This window comes from Sphingomonas sp. GW821-FHT03E12, from assembly GCF_059420685.1.
Genome location: NZ_JBWKUF010000001.1, coordinates 576,907 through 595,564 on the forward strand (window position 1 = coordinate 576,907; position 18,658 = coordinate 595,564).

General features: G+C 67.1%; 25 protein-coding genes. 9 read left to right on the forward strand and 16 right to left on the reverse strand.

All coding sequences use genetic code 11. The features are described from left to right. Positions 1 to 11: 11 nt before the first annotated feature. Positions 12 to 329, reverse strand: a complete 318-nt coding sequence (locus AC07TU_RS02675; protein ID WP_495186365.1) for a hypothetical protein — start codon at positions 327 to 329, stop codon at positions 12 to 14. Then, positions 326 to 1,291: a zinc metalloprotease HtpX gene (gene htpX / locus AC07TU_RS02680; RefSeq protein ID WP_495186366.1), complete on the reverse strand. Its 966-nt coding sequence runs from the start codon at positions 1,289 to 1,291 to the stop codon at positions 326 to 328. Before htpX ends, AC07TU_RS02675 begins: the two co-directional genes overlap by 4 nt. A 67-nt stretch (positions 1,292 to 1,358) precedes the next feature. On the opposite strand from htpX, the gene AC07TU_RS02685 reads away from it, so the two are divergent. Further along, positions 1,359 to 1,520, forward strand: coding sequence for a DUF1674 domain-containing protein (locus AC07TU_RS02685; RefSeq protein WP_495186367.1), 162 nt, complete (start codon positions 1,359 to 1,361; stop codon positions 1,518 to 1,520). On the opposite strand, the gene AC07TU_RS02690 is transcribed toward AC07TU_RS02685, so the two are convergent. The 10 genes from AC07TU_RS02690 to AC07TU_RS02735 are packed head-to-tail and all read right to left on the reverse strand — an operon-like array spanning position 1,517 to position 7,352. Beyond that, entirely contained in the window at positions 1,517 to 2,047 is a 531-nt protein-coding gene (locus AC07TU_RS02690) for a DUF1697 domain-containing protein (protein ID WP_495186368.1), read from the reverse strand. The two genes, AC07TU_RS02685 and AC07TU_RS02690, sit on opposite strands and share 4 nt — an antisense overlap. Beyond that, positions 2,044 to 3,021, reverse strand: coding sequence for an NAD(P)H-dependent glycerol-3-phosphate dehydrogenase (locus tag AC07TU_RS02695; protein WP_495186369.1), 978 nt, complete (start codon positions 3,019 to 3,021; stop codon positions 2,044 to 2,046). The genes AC07TU_RS02690 and AC07TU_RS02695 overlap by 4 nt, the downstream gene beginning before the upstream one ends. Further along, on the reverse strand, positions 3,018 to 4,043 hold the full coding sequence (gene tsaD, locus AC07TU_RS02700; RefSeq protein ID WP_495186370.1) for a tRNA (adenosine(37)-N6)-threonylcarbamoyltransferase complex transferase subunit TsaD: 1,026 nt from the start codon (positions 4,041 to 4,043) through the stop codon (positions 3,018 to 3,020). The genes AC07TU_RS02695 and tsaD overlap by 4 nt, the downstream gene beginning before the upstream one ends. Positions 4,044 to 4,091: 48 nt before the next feature. Beyond that, positions 4,092 to 4,514 (reverse strand): GFA family protein, encoded by a 423-nt coding sequence (locus AC07TU_RS02705; protein ID WP_495186371.1) that lies wholly within the window; start codon positions 4,512 to 4,514, stop codon positions 4,092 to 4,094. A 48-nt stretch (positions 4,515 to 4,562) separates the two neighbouring features. Beyond that, a complete protein-coding gene (locus AC07TU_RS02710) occupies positions 4,563 to 5,105 on the reverse strand; it encodes an SRPBCC family protein (RefSeq protein ID WP_495186372.1) in 543 nt (180 codons plus the stop codon). Positions 5,106 to 5,110: 5 nt separating this feature from the next. Then, complete coding sequence (locus AC07TU_RS02715; RefSeq protein WP_495186373.1) at positions 5,111 to 5,545, reverse strand: SRPBCC family protein; 435 nt, start codon at positions 5,543 to 5,545, stop codon at positions 5,111 to 5,113. Next, positions 5,542 to 5,937, reverse strand: a complete 396-nt coding sequence (locus AC07TU_RS02720) for a VOC family protein (protein WP_495186374.1) — start codon at positions 5,935 to 5,937, stop codon at positions 5,542 to 5,544. The genes AC07TU_RS02715 and AC07TU_RS02720 overlap by 4 nt, the downstream gene beginning before the upstream one ends. A gap of 3 nt (positions 5,938 to 5,940) precedes the next feature. Then, positions 5,941 to 6,306 carry a DUF1428 domain-containing protein gene (locus AC07TU_RS02725; RefSeq protein ID WP_495186375.1) on the reverse strand — a complete coding sequence of 122 codons (366 nt, stop codon included), beginning with the start codon at positions 6,304 to 6,306 and terminating at the stop codon, positions 5,941 to 5,943. After that, positions 6,303 to 6,635: an ArsR/SmtB family transcription factor gene (locus AC07TU_RS02730; protein ID WP_495186376.1), complete on the reverse strand. Its 333-nt coding sequence runs from the start codon at positions 6,633 to 6,635 to the stop codon at positions 6,303 to 6,305. Before AC07TU_RS02730 ends, AC07TU_RS02725 begins: the two co-directional genes overlap by 4 nt. A 45-nt stretch (positions 6,636 to 6,680) precedes the next feature. After that, a complete protein-coding gene (locus AC07TU_RS02735; RefSeq protein ID WP_066578206.1) occupies positions 6,681 to 7,352 on the reverse strand; it encodes an MBL fold metallo-hydrolase in 672 nt (223 codons plus the stop codon). 79 nt (positions 7,353 to 7,431) lie between these two features. Here AC07TU_RS02735 and pabB point away from each other — a divergent pair, with 79 nt between their 5' ends. From pabB to msrA, 3 genes are all read left to right on the forward strand, one after another. Then, the gene (gene pabB, locus AC07TU_RS02740) at positions 7,432 to 9,195 is read left to right on the forward strand and encodes an aminodeoxychorismate synthase component I (protein WP_495186377.1); all 1,764 of its coding nucleotides are present in this window, start codon (positions 7,432 to 7,434) and stop codon (positions 9,193 to 9,195) included. Between the two features lie 35 nt (positions 9,196 to 9,230). After that, complete coding sequence (locus AC07TU_RS02745) at positions 9,231 to 10,430, forward strand: pyridoxal phosphate-dependent aminotransferase (protein ID WP_495186378.1); 1,200 nt, start codon at positions 9,231 to 9,233, stop codon at positions 10,428 to 10,430. A 388-nt stretch (positions 10,431 to 10,818) separates the two neighbouring features. Continuing rightward, positions 10,819 to 11,445, forward strand: coding sequence for a peptide-methionine (S)-S-oxide reductase MsrA (gene msrA / locus AC07TU_RS02750; protein WP_495186883.1), 627 nt, complete (start codon positions 10,819 to 10,821; stop codon positions 11,443 to 11,445). Here the strand turns inward: msrA and AC07TU_RS02755 are convergent. Together AC07TU_RS02755 and mgtE are read right to left on the reverse strand one after the other, a co-directional pair. Continuing rightward, positions 11,442 to 11,864, reverse strand: a complete 423-nt coding sequence (locus tag AC07TU_RS02755) for a DUF1489 family protein (RefSeq protein ID WP_495186379.1) — start codon at positions 11,862 to 11,864, stop codon at positions 11,442 to 11,444. The genes msrA and AC07TU_RS02755 overlap by 4 nt on opposite strands. Positions 11,865 to 11,898: 34 nt before the next feature. Next, positions 11,899 to 13,296 (reverse strand): magnesium transporter, encoded by a 1,398-nt coding sequence (gene mgtE, locus AC07TU_RS02760; protein WP_495186380.1) that lies wholly within the window; start codon positions 13,294 to 13,296, stop codon positions 11,899 to 11,901. A gap of 251 nt (positions 13,297 to 13,547) precedes the next feature. On the opposite strand from mgtE, the gene AC07TU_RS02765 reads away from it, so the two are divergent. The 5 genes from AC07TU_RS02765 to AC07TU_RS02785 all read left to right on the forward strand — a co-directional run bounded on the left by AC07TU_RS02765 (position 13,548) and on the right by AC07TU_RS02785 (position 17,317). Further along, on the forward strand, positions 13,548 to 14,006 hold the full coding sequence (locus AC07TU_RS02765; RefSeq protein WP_066578196.1) for a peptidylprolyl isomerase: 459 nt from the start codon (positions 13,548 to 13,550) through the stop codon (positions 14,004 to 14,006). A 74-nt stretch (positions 14,007 to 14,080) separates the two neighbouring features. Beyond that, positions 14,081 to 14,698, forward strand: a complete 618-nt coding sequence (locus AC07TU_RS02770; RefSeq protein WP_495186381.1) for a LolA family protein — start codon at positions 14,081 to 14,083, stop codon at positions 14,696 to 14,698. 344 nt (positions 14,699 to 15,042) lie between these two features. Then, positions 15,043 to 15,828 carry an exodeoxyribonuclease III gene (locus AC07TU_RS02775; RefSeq protein ID WP_495186382.1) on the forward strand — a complete coding sequence of 262 codons (786 nt, stop codon included), beginning with the start codon at positions 15,043 to 15,045 and terminating at the stop codon, positions 15,826 to 15,828. Next, positions 15,825 to 16,883, forward strand: a complete 1,059-nt coding sequence (gene ribA, locus AC07TU_RS02780; RefSeq protein WP_495186383.1) for a GTP cyclohydrolase II — start codon at positions 15,825 to 15,827, stop codon at positions 16,881 to 16,883. Before AC07TU_RS02775 ends, ribA begins: the two co-directional genes overlap by 4 nt. Continuing rightward, positions 16,883 to 17,317: a hypothetical protein gene (locus AC07TU_RS02785; protein ID WP_495186384.1), complete on the forward strand. Its 435-nt coding sequence runs from the start codon at positions 16,883 to 16,885 to the stop codon at positions 17,315 to 17,317. Before ribA ends, AC07TU_RS02785 begins: the two co-directional genes overlap by 1 nt. On the opposite strand, the gene AC07TU_RS02790 is transcribed toward AC07TU_RS02785, so the two are convergent. Next, on the reverse strand, positions 17,314 to 17,988 hold the full coding sequence (locus tag AC07TU_RS02790; RefSeq protein WP_495186385.1) for an HAD family hydrolase: 675 nt from the start codon (positions 17,986 to 17,988) through the stop codon (positions 17,314 to 17,316). The genes AC07TU_RS02785 and AC07TU_RS02790 overlap by 4 nt on opposite strands. Next, positions 17,985 to 18,653, reverse strand: coding sequence for a YggS family pyridoxal phosphate-dependent enzyme (locus AC07TU_RS02795; protein WP_495186386.1), 669 nt, complete (start codon positions 18,651 to 18,653; stop codon positions 17,985 to 17,987). Before AC07TU_RS02795 ends, AC07TU_RS02790 begins: the two co-directional genes overlap by 4 nt. Positions 18,654 to 18,658: the final 5 nt, after the last annotated feature.

Here is an 18,658-nt window from a genome sequence, read left to right on the forward strand (position 1 = left end):
CTAGATCACCCTCAAAGGAATTCCCACCCGATCAGGCAAAGCCCGAGGAAGAGGCTGACCCAGATCGCAACGCCGGTCCACAGCGCCAGCCAGTCGGATCGGCGCGGACGAACGCGCACGCCGCGCGGTACGGTGCGAAGCGAGGACGGGATACGGATCCGCCCCCATGTCGCGACCGCGATCGAACGGCGGCCAAGCCCGTGGAAGAAGCGCGCAGTGTAGCCCGAAAAGACATAGGCAAAGGCGAGATCGACGATGAAGCCGCCAGCCGTCTGCACGACAGCGCCGGCCGCCTCCGCAACCACCTCGCCAAGCGCGTCGTCGATCATCCGCGCCGGTTGGGATCGAGCGCGCTGGAGCGGCGCTGAGGCGGCCTAATCCCCAGCGCCGACGGGCGGGCGGATGACGAAGTTGACGGAATCGCCGGGTTTTCACCGAAGCGGTCCAGCGGCGCGCTCTGCCCCATTTCCTGCGCGATCTCCTCCAGCGCGGCGATGCGGTTGCCGGTGTCGGGATGGGTCGAGAACAGGCTGTCACCGCCGAGACCGGGGACGATGTAAAGCTGCGCGGCTGCGGGCACGCGCTCGGCCACGGGGTTGGGCACCGCGGCCGCGCCGCGGGCGAGCTTGGCGAGTGCCGAAGCGAGTGCGCGCGGATTGCCCGAAATCTCCGCGCCGCCGCGGTCCGCGCCATATTCGCGCGTCCGGCTGATCGCCATCTGGACGATCATCGCGGCGAAGGGCGCAACGATCACCGCCAGGATGGTCGCGACCATCGCCCCGCGATTGTCGCCATTGCCGCGAAAGAACATGCCGAAATTGGCGAGCATCGAGATCGCGCCGGCGATCGTCGCGACCATCGTCATGATCAGCGTGTCGCGGTTGCGGACATGCGCCAGCTCATGCGCCATCACACCCGCAATCTCGTCGCGGTCGAGCATGTTCAGCAGGCCCATCGTCGCCGCGACCGCCGCATTCTCTGGATTACGGCCGGTGGCGAAGGCGTTGGGGTGCGGCGAATCGATGACATAGACCTTGGGCATCGGCAGCGCGGCGCGCTGGGCGAGCCCAGCGACGAGGTTGTAGAATTCGGGGGCGCTGGTCGCGTCGACCTGCTTCGCACCGTGCATCGACAGCACGATCTTGTCGGCGTTCCAGTAGGTGAACAGGTTCATTGCCACCGCGACCAGCAGCGCGATGACCATCCCGCCACGCCCGCCGATGGTGAAGCCCAGCGCCATGAACAGCGCCGTCAGCGCCGCGAGCAGCATCGTCGTCTTGAAACCGTTCACTTGGATTCGATCCTTTCAGTGCCCAATGTGGGAAACCGAAGCCGCCGTCGCAATCAGGACAAGCATCATGGGCAAGCGCCCCGACCACGTAAAGCCGCCCGCCTATCTGTCGAAGAACCCACCGGTGCCCGAGCCCGAGCCGGGGAAGAAGGCGGAAACAGATCCGCTGGGCGAGGACCCCACCCGCTATGGCGACTGGGAGCGCAAGGGAATCGCCGTCGACTTCTAGAGAGCGTCGCGGATCTTGAGCACCGTGTTCCAGTTGCGCGCGGTGTTGACCGGATCGAGCTTCGCCTTGCTCATCGCCGGGTGAAGGGTCGAACGGCCCTGGCCATCGGGAAAGTCGATATAGAGTTCGCGGCCGATGACATGCATCCGCTCGGGACCGTCATGGTTTTCCTCAAGCCGCGCCACCGCCGCCGCATCGACCGGCTTGCGGTGGAAGGCGACGACCACGAAGCTCGGGCGTTCACTGGTGGCTTCGCGGAAGGGGTCGGCGGCGGCAACCGCCGTCATCTCCTCCGGCGAGCGCACGAAGATTTCGGACTTGAGCCCGGTTTCCTTGAACAGCGCCTCGTGAAGTGTCGCTTCGAGCGCGGCCGCATCCGCTTCGTCGGCGGTGAAGACGACGTTGCCCGAAGCAAGCAGGGTCTTGACGTCCGTATAGCCCAGCCCTTCGACTACAGCCTTGAGCTCCGCCGATTTGAGCTGGCGCTTGCCGAGGTTGATCCCGCGCAACATCACCGCCCATCTCATACATGCTCCTCCCGCAGCGGGCGGCTGAGCAGCGCATCCACCACCTGCCCAACAGGCGTGCCTTCGAGCAGTGCGCAGACCGCTTGCGTGACCGGCATATCGACCCCCGCCGCCTTCGCCGCCTCGCGCAGCACCGGCGCGGTCGCCGCACCTTCGGCAACGGTACGGCGGTCGGCGAGCAGTTCGGCGGCGCTGCGTCCCTGGCCGAGACCAACGCCAAGCGAGAAGTTGCGCGAATTGGTCGAGGAGCAGGTAAGCACCAGATCGCCCAGCCCCGACAGGCCGGCCAGCGTTTCCGGACGTCCGCCGCGGGCGACGCCGAAGCGCGTCATCTCGGCAAAGCCGCGCGCGATCAGCGCGGCGCGGGCATTGAGACCGAGGCCCGCACCTTCGACTACACCGCATGCGATGGCGAGCACGTTCTTGACCGCGCCGCCGACTTCGGCGCCCGCGACGTCGGACGAGCCATAGGTACGGAAGGTGGGTCCGCCGAGACGCTCGGCGAGCGCCTCACGCAACAGGTCATCCTCGCAGGCGAGGGTAACGGCGGTGGGCAGGCCTTTCGCGACCTCATGCGCGAAGGTCGGGCCGGAGAGCACCGCCACCGGCGCGGCCGGGTGCAGTTCACGTGCGACTTCGGCGACCAGCTTCTGCGTGCCCGCCTCGATCCCCTTGGCGCACAGCACCAGCGGCCGGCCCGCGACGGGCGTCTGCGCAAGAACGGGGCGGAGGAACTGGGCGGGAACGACGACCAGCAACGCATCGGCGTCGTCAAGGCCGGCGAGATCGCCGGTGGCGCGGATCGAGGGCGAGAGGGGCAGGCCTGGAAGGAACAGGCTGTTTTCATGGGTGGCGTTGACTGACGTCACGACGTCGTCCTCGCGCGCCCAGAGCGTGACCGGTGCGCCGCCGCGCGCCGCGACCTGCGCGAGTGCCGTGCCCCATGCGCCACCGCCGATGACCGCCAGTTTCATGCCTTTACCCCCGCTCCCCGCACCTTCTCCGCATCCGGATCGAGCGGCCAGCGCGGACGCGCGGGCAGATCGAGCAGATCGGTGAGCCCGAGCGCAAACCGCTCGGCCCCAGCCCAGGCGATCATGGCCGCATTGTCGGTGCAGAGCCAGAGCGGCGGGGCAATGAAGGGCAAGCCATGGTCGGCGGCGAGCTCCGTGAGCGCGGTGCGTACCGCATTGTTGGCCGCAACCCCGCCCGCCACGACCAGTGCCGTGGCCTCCGGCGCCTTGTCGAGCGCGATCCGGGTGCGGTCGACCAGGCAATCGACCACCGCCTGCTGGAAGGATGCGGCGAGGTCGGCGGGGGCGAACTTGCCGACCTTGCGCGCGACATCGCTCTTGAGGCCGGCAAAGGAGAAATGCGGTTCGCCCGAGCCCACCAGCGGGCGGGGAAGGGGAACCGACCGCGGATCGCCCTCCAGCGCCGCACGTTCGACGGCAGGGCCGCCGGGGAAGCCGAGACCGAGCAGCTTGGCGGTCTTGTCGAACGCCTCACCCGCGGCATCGTCGATCGTGGTGGCGAGGCGGCGGTAGCGGCCGGCGCCCTCGACCAGCAGCAACTGGCAATGGCCGCCCGAGACGAGCAGCAGCAGATAGGGGAAGGCAAGGTCCGGCTCGGCCAGCCGCGGCGAGAGCGCATGCCCCTCGAGATGGTTGACCGCAACCAGCGGCTTGTTCGCGGCATGCGCCAGCGCCTTGCCGGTAACGAGCCCGACCATGACGCCCCCGATCAGGCCCGGCCCGGCGGTCGCGGCAATGGCATCGACATCGGCCAGCGTGACCTTCGCCTCTTCCAGCGCCGCTTCGATCAGCGGCCCCAGCGCCTCGACATGCGCGCGCGCGGCGATTTCGGGCACCACACCGCCGAACGGGCGGTGCGCCTCGTCCTGCCGGGCAAGCTGGTGCGAGAGAATCCGACGGTTGCCGGTCACCAGCGCGGCGGCGGTTTCGTCACAACTCGATTCGAGGCCGAGGATCAGCATCGCGCCCATCTAGGGTGCCGGGGACGAATTGTCGAAGGGTCGGCAGCGTCAGGCGTCGCCGATCCCTGCTTCCGCCATCACTTCCGGCCCGGTCAGGCGCTCGCGTTCACCCGCAAAATCATAATAGCCGGGTTTCTCGTCGACGAAGATCTCGTCCGCCAGATCGAACGCCTCGATCCCGTCGAACAGGCCGGCCTGAAAGGAATAGCCCGATTTCGGCCGGAAGAAGTAGAAGAGGTGCGTGCCGCAGGTCCGGCAGAAACCGCGCTCCGCCCAGTCCGACGATTCATAGCGGGCGATGTGTTCGGCCCCCTCGATCTCAGGGTCCGATACCAGCCTGAGCGACAGCGAGGGACCACCACCCCAGCGGCGGCACATCTCGCAATGGCACGCACCGATATGCGGTTCGGGCGGCGCGATCCGCACCCGTACCGCGCCGCACAGACATTTGCCTTCGATCCTGGTGCTCATCGCGATCCTCCCCCGGCGGCATAACGCACCGGGGGAATCGCGAAAAGCTCAGCGGCCCGCCAGCGCTGCGGCGACCCGTGCCTCCGACTCCGCGTGCAGCGCCCAGAAGTCGCGCACCGGATCGCCCTTGAGCAGCCCTTCGAGCACCGCGAGATGCGAATGCCAGCCGCCGCCGAAATTGGCCATCGGCGCCGGGCCGGTGATGCCGCTGTGCGTCAGGGTGAGACGGGTCTTGCCTGCACCGGCCTCAGCCAGCTCGAACCGGGCGATCCCTTCCTTGCCCTCGTCCCAGCTGATCGCGAAGACATGGGGCGGGTCGAACTCCACGACCTTCTCCCGCCCGACCGCGCCCTTCCACTTGGCATAATCGGCCGGATAGGGAACGTCGTCGGCAGACAGTTCGTCATGGTCGAATACCAGCTCGACAGTCTCGCCGACGCCTGTCGCATCGGTGCCGGCGGAGAACCATTTCCGGCGCAGCCCCGCTTCGGTGAGGTAACGCCAGACCGTCGCCGGATCAGCATCGAGGATGCGCACCATGCGAAACGTATCGGGCGCGAGGATTTCCATATCGGCGAGCGTGTCGGTCATCGGGGTCACTCCGTGATGCGGGCGAGGCTGTCGAGGATCATCGTCCAGCCGCTGCGCGTCTGGTCCTCATAGGCCGCCCATTGCGGGTCCATTTCATGGGTAAGCGTCAGTGTGCAGCCGCCTGAGGTGGGCGCGATGTCGATGCTCACGCGTGTCCATTCGCCTTCTTCCGCCGGGTCGGCGGCGAAAAGGAAGACGAGGCGAGCGGGGCGGTCGATCACCTCGAACTTCAGGCGATGGCCGGCATCGCCCTGCGCGCGCCGTTCGACAATCAGCGCATGACCGCCGACCCGGGCGTCGATCTCCACCGACCGCATCTCGCCGTCGGGCGTCGCGAACAGGAAGCGGCGCGCCTGATCGGGATCGAGCCAGGCATCGAACACCCGCTCGGGCGATGCCGAAAAGTCGCGGCGGATCGTGAGGATGACGGGCGCGCTCATGGCAGGTTGAGCTGCCATGAGATGCCGAAGCGGTCGCTCACCCAGGCGAATTTCGCACTCCAGCCGTAATTGGCAGGCGGCATCAGCACGCTGCCCTGTTCGGACAAGGTCGCGAACAGCCGGTCGAACTCGGCTTCATTCGCGCAGTCGAGGAAGAAGGACCAGGATGGCGTGAAATCGAAGCCATGCGTGACGAAGCTGTCGTGAACCATCACCGCCTGCCCGGCGATGGTCGCATAGCCGCGCAGCACGGTACCTTCGGGGCCGGGACCATCTGGCCCGAACGTCTCCAGCGAGTCGATCCGGCTGTCAGGGATATGCCCGGCGTAGAAGCTCAACGCCGCTTCGGCCTTGCCGCCCTGGAACATCAGGAATGGGGTTGCCCTGGCCATGGTTCAGGCTCCCCTTTCCTCGACGATCGGCATGAAGCCGCCATAGATCATGCGCTTGGGGTCCATGAGGTTCAGCTCTTCCGGCGCCTGCACCGTGCGCGGGTCGGCAGCGACAGCGTCGTTGCCCTTGTCGCGCGCTTCCTTCGACGGCCATTCGATGAAGGAGAAGACGACCGTCTCGTCCGCCTTCGCCTGCACTGCGCGATACAGGTCGGTGACCTCGCCCTTGGGCACATCGTCGCCCCAATTCTCGATCACGCGCAACGCGCCATGGTCGATGAAGACCTTCGCGATACGCGCGGCCATGTCGCGGAACCGCTCGCGATTGGCTGTGGGCACGGCGAGCACGAAGCCGTCGATATAGGTCATTGCGCCTCTCCCCTGGGGATGCTGCGAAGCAGGGCCTCGAGATTGTCGAGGCGGGTGTTCCAGAAGCCTGCCCATTGCTGGAGCCATTGATTGGCTTCGGCGAGCGGTTCGGGCTGAAGCGTGCAGATCTGGGTACGGCCGGCCTTGCGGCGCGCGATGAGGCCGGCGCGCTCGAGCACCTGGACGTGCTTCGAGGCGCCCGCGAAGCTCATCGCATAAGGCTGGGCCAGTTCGCCGATGCTCTTTTCGCCGAGCGCAAGGCTGGCGAGCATCCCGCGGCGGGTGGGATCGGCAAGCGCGTGAAAGGTCATGTCGAGTCGTTCAACCATATGGTTGAACTACGACTCGCCTCAGTCAATTGTCAACCGATTGGTTTAACTTCGTGCGAGCACCGCATCGGCAACGAAGGGATTGGTGCGGCGTTCCTGCGCGAAATTGCTCGGCTGGCCATGGCCGGGAACGAAGACGGTGTCGCCGCCGAGCGGCCAGAGCTTGCCCGTGATCGCGTCGAGCAGATCCTGGTGATTGCCCATCGGGAAATCGGTGCGGCCGATCGATCCTTGGAAGATTACATCGCCGACGATGGCGAGCTTCGACGGCGCGTGGTGGAACACGACATGGCCGGGCGTGTGGCCCGGGCAGTGATAGACGTCGAGCGTGAGGTTGCCGACGGTGACGGTATCGCCATCGACCAGCCAGCGGTCGGGCTCGAACGGCTTGCCGTCGATGCCGTATTTGCGACCGTCATCGTCGAGCCGGCTGATCCAGAAGCGGTCGGCCTCGTGCGGCCCCTCGATCGGCACGCCCAGTTCCTTGGCCAGCATCCCGGCCTGGCCGCAATGGTCGATATGGCCATGGGTGATCAGCAGTTTCTCGATCGTGACGCCATGCTGCTGCGCCGCGGCCTTCAGCCGGTCGAGGTCGCCGCCCGGATCGGTGAAGGCACCGCGCATCGTTTCGGTGCACCAGAGCAAGGTGCTGTTCTGCTGAAGCGGCGTGACCGGCACGATCGCGGCGCGAAGGGGGGGAGTGGAAGCCGTGTTCATCGCCCGTGGAGATAGGCGGACGGAAGGAGGGCGGCAACAGAGGGTTGCGGCGCGGCGCGCGGGCCTGCAATGCGGGCCGATGCTTGGACCGGCCCCCTTCGTGCTGCTCGACGATGCCCGGCCGGGCGGCGCCGATGCGCGACTGTACCGCGATCCGGTGCGGATCGTGACCGCGCATGCGCCCGGGGAGGTTCAACCCGCACTCGACGCGCTCGATGCGGCACGCGCGGAAGGGCTGCATGCCGCGGGGTATCTTGCCTATGAAGCCGGGCACGCGCTTGAACCCAGGCTGGAGACGCCGGCCACCGCCGGACCGTTGCTGTGGTTCGGGCTGTTCGAGGGTTTCGAGACGATCGCGGCGGATGACGTCACCGCGCGGCTTCCCGATCCCGCCGGCGCATGGATCGGGCGGCCGCGGCCGGGGATCACACGCGCCGCCTATGACGCCGCCTTTGCCCGCGTGCACGACTGGATCGTGGCGGGGGACATCTATCAGGCAAATCTGAGCTTCCGGACAGCGGTCCGCGTGCTGGGCGATCCGCTGGCGGCCTATGCCGCGATCCGCGGGCGCGCGGCGGCGGGCTATGGCGGGATCGTGTGGACGGGCAGCGACTGGCTGTTGTCTTTCTCGCCCGAACTCTTCTTCGCGCTTCGTGATGGCGAACTGATCGCCCGGCCGATGAAGGGAACAACCCCGCGCGGCGCCACGCCCGAAGAGGACGTGGTGGCCAAGGCAACGCTGGCGGCGGACGCCAAGCAGCGCGCCGAGAACCTCATGATCGTCGATCTGATGCGCAACGATCTCACGCGTATCGCCGCGCCGGGCAGCGTCCGCGTGCCCGAATTGTTCAAGGTCGAAACCTATCCGACCCTCCACACGATGGTCTCGACCGTCTCGGCCCGCCTGGCCGAAGAGACCGGCATCGGCGAGGTGCTGGCCGCGACCTTTCCCTGCGGATCGATCACCGGGGCGCCCAAGATCCGCGCGATGGAAGTGATCGGCGCGGTCGAACCCGACGCGCGCGGACCGTACACCGGATCAATCGGCCGGATCGACGCAGATGGCGACGCTGCCTTCAACGTCGCGATCCGCACGCTGTACTTGCCTCGCGACAGCGAAACCGCGAGCATCGGCCTGGGATCGGGCGTGGTCGCGGATTCACGCGCGGGGGAAGAATGGGACGAGTGCCTGGCCAAGGGCGCGTTCCTGACACGGGGGCAGCGGCAGGTGGACCTCATTGAGACGATGGCGTTCGACCCGGCAGAGGGCATTCCGCTGCTCGAACGGCATCTGGCGCGGATGAAGACGAGCGCGGAGGCACTGGGCTTTGCCTTCGACCGCCATGCCGCGCGCAACGAACTGCAGGCGGCCACCTTCCGGCTGCGCGGCCCGGCGCGCGTGCGGCTGCTGCTGTCACGCAGCGGCAATGTCGCGATCGGTACCGCGCCGATGCCCGCCGCACCGGAGGGACCGGTAACCGTCGCGATCCGCGCCCGCCAAGTTGCGCCGCGCGACTTCCGCCTGGCCCACAAGACCAGCGACCGCAGCGTCTATCCCCGCAGCGAAGAGGCGTTCGAGACGCTCTATGTCGATGCCGACGGCTATCTGACCGAAGGCAGCTTCACCTCGATCTTCGTCGAGCGCGACGGCACGCTGCTGACTCCGCCGCTAGCGCGCGGCGCGCTTCCGGGCGTGCTGCGCGCCGAACTGATCGAGACCGGCCGCGCGGCCGAAGCCGAGCTCACGCCCGCCGATCTCGACGGCGGATTCTTCGTCGGCAACGCACTGCGCGGACTGGTTTCCGCGGTTACGGTTGCGGAGGAGGCACCGGCGGACCTATAGGGCGCGCGATTCCCCTCCCAGACAGGCGACCGCCCATGCAGACCTCCGCCGCGCTCAACCGTATCCAGCCTTCCGCGACGCTCGCGATGACGAGCCGGGTGTTCGAGCTGAAACGGCAGGGCATCGACGTGATTGGTCTGGGCGCGGGCGAGCCCGACTTCGACACGCCCGACTTCGTCAAGGAAGCCGCGATCGAGGCGATCCGCAAGGGCATCACCAAATACACCAATGTCGACGGCACGCCGGAGCTGAAGGCCGCGATCGTCGGCAAGTTCGCGCGCGACAACGGCCTGACCTATGCCGAGAACCAGATCAGCGTGAACTCGGGCGGCAAGCACACCCTGTTCAACGCGTTCTGCGCGACGATCGACGCGGGTGACGAGGTCGTCATCCCGGCCCCCTATTGGGTGAGCTATCCCGACGTCGTCGAATTTGCGGGCGGCAAGCCGGTGTTCATCGCCGCGGGCGCCGAGGCGAACTACAAGATCAAGCCCGAGCAGCTCGAGGCGGCGATCACCGCCAAGACCAAGTGGGTCGTGCTCAACTCGCCGTCCAACCCGACCGGCGCCGCGTACAGCGCCGCTGAGTTGAAGGCGCTGGGCGAAGTGCTCGAGCGGCACCCGCACGTCCTGATCTATGCCGACGATATGTACGAGCATATCCTGTACGACGGCTTCGAGTTCGCGACGATCGCGCAGGTCTGCCCGTCGCTCTACGACCGCACGCTGACTGCGAACGGCATGTCCAAGGCCTATGCCATGACCGGCTGGCGTATCGGTTTCGCCGGTGGTCCCCAGTGGCTGATCAAGGCAATGGGCAAGCTCCAGTCGCAGTCGACCAGCAACCCGTGCAGCGTGTCGCAGGCCGCCTCGGTCGCTGCGCTCAACGGCGACCAGTCGTTCCTCAAGGATCGCGCCGCCGCCTTCCAGAAGCGCCGCGACCTCGTCGTGTCGATGCTGAACCAGATCAACGGCATGAACTGCCCGCGTCCCGAAGGTGCCTTCTACGTCTATCCCGAGTTCAGCCAGCTGATCGGCAAGACCACGCCCAAGGGCCTGGTCATCGACACCGACGAGACGATGGTCGGATACCTGCTTGACGATGCCAAGGTCGCCGCGGTGCATGGCGGCGCGTTCGGCTTCTCGCCCGCGCTCCGTATCAGCTACGCGACCAGCGAAGACGTACTGACCGAGGCATGCGGCCGCATCCAGGAAGCCTGCGCCGCGCTCCGCTAGGTTTAGGCGCCGCTTGCGCGGCGCGCGGCACCAGCCCGCTCCCACCCGGCCACCCAACGCCAGTGTATCCTATGGGTGGCCGGGTGGGGGAGCGGGCCGGCACCGCAACCTGAACGATGAATTACGCCGTATCCAGCGGACGTTCATCGCGGACAAGTAGAACTACTCTTGGATTCACGGGAGGAGATCCCATCTCCGCCCCAACCAAGACAAAGGGCAATGTGATGCTTACGGTTCTGAAGTCGCAGTTTCTGCGGCGCGTTATGGCCGGCTTCTCGCTCGGCGCGATCGCTATGGTCGCGCTCAATATCGAGCGTGTGACGGCGACCCCGTTCTTCTGATGCGGGCGATAGCCCTGGGCATTGCCGGACTGGCAAGCCTGGGCTTCATGTCTGCTGCGGGTCTCGTCCCGCCGATCGCACCCGCCAAAGCCGAGAAGGCGGTGGCGATTCCTCCCTCAACCATCGATGTCACTCCCGCACCCGGCGATCAGGTCGCGGTGCTCGCAGGCGGCTGTTTCTGGGGCCTCGAAGCGGTGTTCGAACAGGTGAAGGGCGTCCGCGCCGTCACCAGCGGCTATGCCGGCGGCACCAAGGCGACCGCCTCCTATAATCAGGTATCCACCGAACGCACCGGCCATGCCGAGGCGGTACGGATCGTCTATGATCCGCGCCAGGTGAGCTATGCCACGCTGCTGCGCATCTATTTCGCGGTCGCGCACGACCCCACCCAGCTCAACCGCCAGGGGCCGGATACCGGCCCCAGCTACCGTTCGGCGATCTTCCCGCAGAATCCGGGACAGGCGCGAGTGGCACGGGCCTATCTCGACCAGCTCGGCAAGGCCGGCGCCTATGGCAAGCCCATCGTCACGACCATTGAACAGGGGCAGTTCTACCTCGCCGAGGCGCAGCATCAGGACTTCGCCCGCCGCAACCCCAACCACCCCTATATCGTGCGCTGGGACAAGCCGAAGGTCGCGGCCTTCCGCGCCGCCTTCCCCTCGCTCGCGCGCTAGACGATCCCGAGCTCAGCCAGCTTCCCCGCCAGTTCGGGCGGGAGTGACGCCATGTCGCCGGTGCCGAGATCGGGCGGCGCATCGCTGCCCTCAAGATAGCGCCAGCCCTGATGCGCGCGCTTGGGCCGCGGCTGGACCAGGATCAGCTCGGGCGCGAGATGGATCGCCACGCGCCCGCCTTCCGCCTCGCCGAAGCGCAGGATGGGCGAGCGTCCGATCAGCTGGTGCTTGATGATCCAGAACAGCGACCCGCCCTCGCCGCCTTCGGACGCGATCTCCTCATGCCGCTTGGGCAGATAGCGCGTCGTCAGGAATGCCGTCGGGCCGTGCGCGGCGCGCAGGGCCAGGCGCTCGCGGAGATAGTCGACGCTGTCGCATCCATAGGCGACCTTGGTGAGATGAAGCGGCACGCCCTCCATCTGGGCGCAACCGGCGCGCGGTTCAACCGGCCAATCAGCCGGTCAGCCCGCTCGCGCTGGCAAGGCCGAGGAAGACGAGGAAGCCCATCGAATCGGTGGTCATCGTCACGAACACCGACGAGGCGACCGCGGGATCGGCGCGGAAGCGCGCCAGCGTCAGCGGCACCAGCACCCCGGCGCAGCCTGCGATGACGATGTTGGCGAGCATCGCGGTGGCGATCACCACGCCGAGCAGCGGATTCTGGAAGACGAGGCCGACACCGCTGCCCAGCACCGCCGCGATCGTGACGCCGTTGAGCAGCGCGACCTTAATCTCGCGCCGGATCGCGCGCAGGGTGTTGGACTGGGTGAGCTGGTTGGTGGCGAGCGCGCGCACCGTCACCGCCATCGTCTGCGTCCCGGCATTGCCGCCGACGCCGGCGACGATCGGCATCAGCGCGGCGAGCGTCACCATCCTGGCGATCGTTCCCTCGAACATGCCGATGATCGTCGCGGCGACCATCGCGGTGCCGAGATTGGCGATCAGCCAGCGCACGCGCACCTTGTACGAATCGACCACCGGCTCGTTGATGTCGCCCTCACCCGCGCCCGACAGCAGCAGCGCGTCCTCGCCCGCTTCCTCGGAGATGATGTGGACGACGTCGTCCACCGTGATCATGCCGACCAGCCGGCCGCTGTCGTCGATCACCGCAGCGGAGATCAGCGCGTATTTCTGGAAGATCAGCGCGACCTCTTCCTGATCCATCCCTACCGGGATCAGCGTCTGCTCGCGTTTCATGACGTCACCCATCGCCACCGAGCGCGGGGTGCGCAGGATCCAGGACAGCGCGCAGGTACCGACCGGCTTGTGCCCGGGGTCGACGACGAAGATCTCCCAGAAGTCGGTCGCCAGTTCCTCCTCGCCGCGGAGGTAATCGAGCACGTCGCCGACGCTCCAATGCTCGGGCACCGCGATCAGCTCGCGCTGCATCAGGCGGCCGGCGGATTCCTCGGGGTAGGAAAGCGCTTCCTCGATCGCCGCGCGATCGTCGGGGTCGAGGGCGCGCAGCACCGCGCGCTGATCCTCTTCCTCCATGTCCTCGATGATCGCGACCGCGTCGTCGGTATCGAGTTCGGCGGCGATGTCCGCGACTTCATGCGGGTCGAGCGACTCGATCAGCTCGTCGCGCACCCAGTCGTTCATCTCGGCGAGCACGTCGCCGTCGATCAGCCCGGCGATCGCGGCGGCGAGCGGCTGGCGCTGCTCGGCCGGGGTCAGCTCGACCAGATCGGCGATGTCGGCGGGGTGGAGCGGCTCGACCTTCTCGCGGACCGCCTCGACATCACCGGCTTCGACCAGATCGAGCACAGTACGCACGAAATCGTGGCTGAGATGCTCGTGCGAATCGCGGGCTACGGAATCGGGCGCGGTGGTCTCGGTCTCGTCGGTCATCGAGCCTTCCCCTGCTTCGCGCCTGCCCTCCCTCTAACGCGCTCGAATCGCGCTGCCAATCCGCAGCGATATTGGTTTGGCGGCACCGGCCCGCTCCCCCGCCCCGCCACCCAACATCGGTACCCTATGGGTGGCGGGGCGGGGGAGCGGGCCGGTGCCGTCTTCTCGAAACAAACGCTGCTCGATTTGCAACGGCGCGCACGAGTGCCTAGTTGACGCGCCCCCCTTTTATATTCGGAGTTGTGTTTCAAATGGCCGACCTTCCCAGCCGCCTCGTCATGACGCTCGACACCGGCGACGTGCACATCAAGCTGCGCCCCGATCTGGCGCCGCAGCATGTCGAGCGGATCACCAAGCTGGCCGACAGCGGTTTCTATGACGGCGTCGTCTTCCACCGCGTGATCGACGGATTCATGGCGCAGGGCGGCGATCCGACCGGCACCGGCATGAGCGGATCGAAGGAGCCCAACCTCCCCGCCGAGTTCAGCCGCGCGCCGCACGTCCGCGGCGTCTGCTCGATGGCCCGCACCAACGATCCCAACAGCGCCAACTCGCAGTTCTTCATCTGCCTCGACGACGCGACCTTCCTCGATGGCCAGTACACCGTCTGGGGCGAGGTGACCGAGGGTATGGAGCATGTCGACGCGCTGCCCAAGGGCGAGCCGCCGCGCACCCCGGGCAAGATCGTCAAGGCACGCAGCGAAGCCTGAGCTGAACCCGGCACGCTGGTTCACAGCGTGTTCAAGACGGAACCGACAGAGGCTTGGATATGTTTGGCAAACCCATGATTATCCGGCTTCTGGCGGTTCTGGCCGTCGTCACCCTTCCGCTTGCCCTGCCCGCCGCCGCGCAGCAGCAAGGCACACTCGCCCAGGTGCAGCAGCATCTGCGCAGTGCGCAGACGATGACGGCGTCGTTCGCGCAGACCGACCGCGCGGGCAAGACGCTCAACGGCACGCTGACGCTCAAGAAGCCGGGCAAGGTCCGCTTCCAGTATGAGAAGGGCGTGCCGCTGCTGATCGTCGGCGACGGCAGTTCGCTGTGGTTCATCGACTATTCGGTGAAACAGGTCTCGCGCTGGCCGGTCAAGAATTCGCCGCTGGGCGTGTTGCTGAACCCCGATCAGGACATTTCGCGCTTCGCCAAGGTGGTGCCGACCAGCAGCCCCGATGTCGTCAGCATCGAGGCCCATGACCCCAAGCGGCCCGAATATGGCCGGCTGACGATGGTGTTCGCGCGCAATGCCGCGGCGCCCGGCGGCCTGATGCTCCAGGGCTGGGTCGCCCTCGATTCCCAGAACAACCGCACCACCATTCGGCTGACCAACCAGCAGTTCAATGCGCCGGTGAGCGACGGAGCGTTCCGCTGGAACGATCCCCGGAACCGCGGCGGCCGCCGCTGAGCCTGTTTGGGTTGAGCCATTCATGTTGGCGACAGCTTCACACCGCTAACACCCAGAGTGCGGACGGGGCTTTCGGGATTTTTCCCCCTGTTGCCCGAAGCCACCCTGTCCCGCCTGCGTGACGAACGCCAGGTCGGCCCTCGCTCCATGCCCCCGGAGCGGGGGCCTTTGGCTTTCTAGGTTGGCACCTTGCGGTGCAGGCGGCACCGGCCCGCTCCCCCACCCGGCCACCCATTCCAGAATATCCTGCTGATGGGTGGCCGGGTGGGGAAGCGGGCCGGTACCGTAAACTTACAAGCGTCTCTCTGGCGCAGCGCGACTTCCCCGACTACATCCCCGGTCGCATGAAGATCGCATCCTGGAACATCAACTCCGTCCGCTTCCGCATGGAGATCGTCGAGAAATTCCTCCGCGAGGAAGCGCCCGACATATTGTGCCTGCAGGAAACCAAGGTGATCGACGGGGATTTCCCCCACGCTCCGCTGCGTGCGCTGGGCTATGATCACATCATCATCCACGGCCAGCGTATGCACCACGGCGTCGCGATCGTCAGCCGCGTGCCCGTCACCGAGGACGACCGGCTCGACTGGCAGGCCAATGGCGAGGCGCGGCATGTCGGCGTACGCCTTCCCAACGGCGTGCGGCTCGAAAATGTCTATGTCCCCGCCGGCGGCGACGTTCCCGACCGCATTGTGAACCCCAAATTCGGCCAGAAGCTCGATTTCATCGAGCGGATGACCCGCTGGTCCGAAGGGCTGGGCAATCTGCCCGTAATCGTGACCGGCGACTTCAACATCGCCCCGCTCGAATCCGACGTGTGGAGCCACAAGCAGCTGCTCGACGTGGTCAGCCACACGCCGATCGAGGTCGAGGCCCTGGCTCGACTTCAGGCGGCGAACGACTGGGTCGATCTCGGCCGCCACTTCATCCCCGCGCCTGAGCGCTGCTTCACCTGGTGGAGCTATCGCGCCAAGGACTGGGCAGCGTCCGACCGCGGCCGCCGGCTCGACCATATGTGGGCGAGCAAGGACGTCGCGGCCAAGGCAACCGCGCACCGCGTGTGCGAGCCGTGCCGCGGCTGGCTCAAGCCGTCGGACCATGTACCGATCGTCACCGAGTTCGACTTTTGAGCGACCCGCGCGCCACCGCCCGCGCGATCGACGCCCTGCGCCGGGGCTGGCCGATCGCGATCCGCGGCGCGTCGGGAACGCTCTCGCTGCTCGCCATTGAGACAGCCGACGCGGACCGGTTGGCCGGATTCGATCCCGATTCCGCGGCACCGGTCCTGATCTCTGCCGGACGCGCGGTGACGCTGAAGCTGGCCAACCAGCGGGACGCGGCTGCACCCGATGCACCGGTCCTCGTCGAGCGCGCACCCTGGCTCGATTTCGATGGCGCGGTGGCGCTGGCCGACCCCCAGCTCGACCTTGCCACCCCGCTCAAGGGTCCGTTCCGCGCAATTCCCGTACCCGCGCCCGATGCCGCCGCGGCGGCGCTGCGGCTGGCGCGTATCGCCGGGCTGGTCCCTGCCTTCTTCGTCCGCGAAGACGAGGCCGAAGACGCAATCACACCCGCCGATATCGATACGCATGAAGATCCCGCGCGCCTGCGGATCGTGACGCGCGCGCGTCTGCCTGTCGCAGGTGCCGAGGACACGGAGATCGTCGCCTTCCGCACGCCCGAATCGCCCGACGAGCATGTCGCGCTGCTGATCGGCCAGCCCAATGGCGCCGCGCCGCTGGTGCGGCTGCACAGCGAATGCCTGACCGGCGACGTGCTGGGGAGCCTCAAATGCGATTGCGGACCGCAGCTCCATGCCGCGATTCACGCGATCGCCGACAGCGGCTGGGGCGTGCTGCTCTATCTGCGTCAGGAAGGGCGCGGGATCGGCCTGATCAACAAGCTGCGCGCCTATGCGCTGCAGGACCAGGGCTTCGACACCGTCGATGCCAATACGCGGCTGGGCTTTGCGGTCGATGCGCGCGATTTCGGCGTGGCCGGGCGGATGCTCAAGCTGTTGGGGCAGGACCGAGTGCGCCTGCTCACCAACAACCCGGAAAAGGTCGCCGGACTCGAGGCAGCGGGTATCGGTGTCGCCGAACGCGTTCCGCATAGTCTGCCGCCCAACCCCCATAACGAGCGCTACCTCGCCACCAAGCGCGACCGGACGGGGCATCAACTCTAATGCGATACTATCTGGACGCCGAATTCAACGGGTTCGGCGGCCCCCTGATCGCGCTCGCATTGGCGCCGGAAGATGGCGGCACGCCCTTCTACGCCGCGCTCGATTGCCCTGAGCCGACGCCATGGGTTGCGGCGCATGTGCTGCCGGTGTTGGGCATCGAACCGGTCACGCGTGAGGAACTGGGACGTTCGCTTGCCGCCTATCTCGGCAACGATCCCGATCCGGTCGTGATCGCAGACTGGCCCGAGGATATCGCCCACGCCGCAATGGCGCTCATCGCGCGGCCCGGATACCGCCATCCGATCGCGCGCATCACCTTCGAGCTGTGCGACGCGCCGGGCTTCGACGCGGCGAGAACAAGCGCGGTGCCGCACAACGCGCTGGAAGATGCGATCGCGCTGCGCGCGTTCATGCTGGAACGGGGTGGCTGCTAGGCCACCAGCCGCGCGACCTCGCCGAAATCATGCGCGATATCGTGCACGCCAACCGCACGCAGGCGCTCGTCATGCCCCACCCCGCAATGGCTGCCCGCACATAGTCCGATGACATGCGCGCCCGACGCCACCGCTCCGGTCGCACCCACCGGCGAATCCTCGAGAATCGCGCAGCGTGCAATATCGACGCCCAGCGCCTGCGCGGCATGGAGATAGATGTCCGGTGCCGGCTTGCCCCGCTTCACATGCTCGCACCCGCTGAAGATCCGCCCCTCGAACGCGTCGCGGATCCCAAGATGGTCGAGATGGCCGGCGATCCAGGGCGTCATGCTCGACGAAGCGATCGCGCGCGGGAGCGCGTCGGGCAGCGAGCGGATGAAGGCGACCGCACCGACCACCGCCTCGATTCCCTCTTCCAGCGCCCGCTGATCCTCGATCGCGCGCGCGTCGTAGAAATCCGCGGGCAGCGGCCGGCCGATCCAGCGCTCTACCGCATCGAGGAACTCACGCCCCGAAAAGCCCATGAAATTGGCCATCGACTCCTCAGGCGTGGTCGGATGCCCGATCCCGGTGAGATACTCGGCGACCTGCTTGTTTCCGGCATATTCGCTCTCGAGCAGCACCCCGTCGAAATCGAAGATAATGGCGTCGAATCGGACGGGAAGGCTCATGCACGCACTCCGAACAGGGCGGTACCGACGCGGACATGCGTGGCGCCAAGGGTGACCGCGGTCTCGAAATCGTCGGACATGCCGATGCTGAGGCCGGTGACGTCATGGTCGCGCGCCAGCTTGGCCAGCAGCGCGAAATAGGGAGCCGAATCGACCCCGAACGGTGGGACCGCCATCAGCCCCGCGACCGGGAGCGCCGCGGCCCGGGCCTCGGCGAGCAATGCGGGGAGATCGGCGACTGTACAGCCACCCTTTTGCGGCTCGTCCCCGATATTGACCTGGAGGAAGCAGGGCGGGCGGCGGCCTGTCTTGTCCATCGCGCGGGCGAGCGCGGTGACGAGCGACGGGCGATCGACCGAATGGATCGCATCGAACAGCGCCACCGCGTCCTCCGCCTTGTTCGACTGGAGCTGGCCGACCAGGTGAAGGGCGATCCCCGGCGTCTCCTCGCGCAGGCCGGGCCATTTGGCCGCAGCCTCCTGGACGCGATTCTCGCCGAACACGCGCTGGCCCGCAACGATCAGCGGGCGGATCGCGGCGGCCTCATGCGTCTTGGAGATGGCGATGAGCGTGACGTCAGCCGGATCGCGGCGCGCGGTCTTCGCGGCGCGGGCGATTCGGTCACGGATGGCGGAAAGGCGCGAGTCAGCGGTGTCGGATGCCATGGGCG